Origin of the sequence: Finegoldia magna (assembly GCF_003182075.1) — a bacterium.
GTDB classification, from domain to species: domain Bacteria; phylum Bacillota; class Clostridia; order Tissierellales; family Peptoniphilaceae; genus Finegoldia; species Finegoldia magna.
This window is the reverse complement of record NZ_QGTH01000054.1, coordinates 1-1,411: the sequence shown is the minus strand read 5'-3', so window position 1 is coordinate 1,411 and position 1,411 is coordinate 1. Positions and strand designations below refer to the sequence as shown.

The 1,411-nt window shown below is 31.3% G+C and carries 1 protein-coding gene; it reads right to left on the bottom strand.

Features of this window, described 5'->3' with window-relative positions; all coding sequences use genetic code 11:
- The coding region (locus DES33_RS09540) for a helicase C-terminal domain-containing protein (protein WP_249033640.1) at nucleotides 1-1,411 on the bottom strand (1,411 nt) is incomplete at both ends.

Below are 1,411 nucleotides of genomic sequence, written 5' to 3'. Positions count from 1 at the left end.
GATATATCTTCTTCTACAAAAGATTCTGTTCTAATAGCTACATTATCTACATACTGAGTCCATGTTTTTTCTTCCAAATTTACCTCATATTGAATCGAATGCTTACCATCAGGTGTTTCTGTATAGGCAAGTCCTATATGACTTAAATCAGGGTATAGTTTGTCGAAGTCTTCATAGCTATTAGATTCTGAAAACTCATAATTAGAATAATCGACTATCGCCCTCTTTAAATCTTCTAATAGTGGTGATTGGTTTTCTAATTCTTCTACTTCTCCCATATCTAAAAGTTTATTAATTTCAGATAGTCTTAGTGTCTTATCCCTTAACTCATCTGCTTTTTCAAATGGTTTAGTTAATTCTACTTTGGCATTTTCTAAAGATTCTTTATAGTTTTCAAGGTTTTGATTTAATCTTTCAAGTCTTGCAGGCATTTTTTCAATTGCATTATCAAGTCTTGTTATATTGCCATCAGTAGAGTTTGAAAACTCTCCGAAGTATTCTGCTTTTCCTAGAAGTTTAAAAGTGTGGGTATTTGTCATAAAGTTATATGAAACTTGTAAGTCTAAATTTCTATATTTACCAATGACCTTGCTATCATTTATCTTTACCTTTTTTATTTCTTCTAATAGTTTCTCTCCGGCTTCTTTCTTATCTAAAATTTTATTTTCTCCAAGACTGATTGAAGTGAATTTGCTATCTCCTTCTCCTAATTTCTCAACACTTGCAATATCTTCTTTAACTGCTTGTATTTCCATTTCAGTTTTTAAAATACTTTGAGGATAAATTTTATTTACCTTATCTTCAAGCTTGTATTTATTAGACTTGTAGTTTGCTTCAAGCATTTTTAGTTTTGTAACTTCGTTATCTAAATCCATTTTTTCTTTAATCAGAGGATTGCCAGTAGCTAAAGCCTTAATTTCTGAATAAGATAGGCTTGCTTCATCAACATCTTCTGCAACTCTTACTGGAGTTTTTGAAGTCATAATTTGAGAAATGAATTTTTGCTTATTCTCTATCGTCTGCCACAAATAAGAATCAAAGGTATTTTCCGTTACATATCTAAATATATTTACCTTATCATTTTCATTACCTTGACGAACAATTCTACCACTTCTTTGCTCTAGGTCAGACGGTCTCCACGGAACGTCTAAATCGTGTAAGGCTATTAATTTGTTTTGTACATTTGTACCTGCTCCCATTTTTTGAGTAGAGCCTAATAATACTCTTACTTCTCCTCTTCTTACCTTAGAGAATAATTCATCTTTTTGTTTGTCTGTATCTGCTTCGTGAATAAAGGCTATTTCTTCTTTAGGTACTCCCATATTCACTAGCTTATTTCTAATATCATCATAGATATTAAATTCTCCATCTCCTTTTGGTGTAGACATATCTGAAAATACTAATTGGGTCG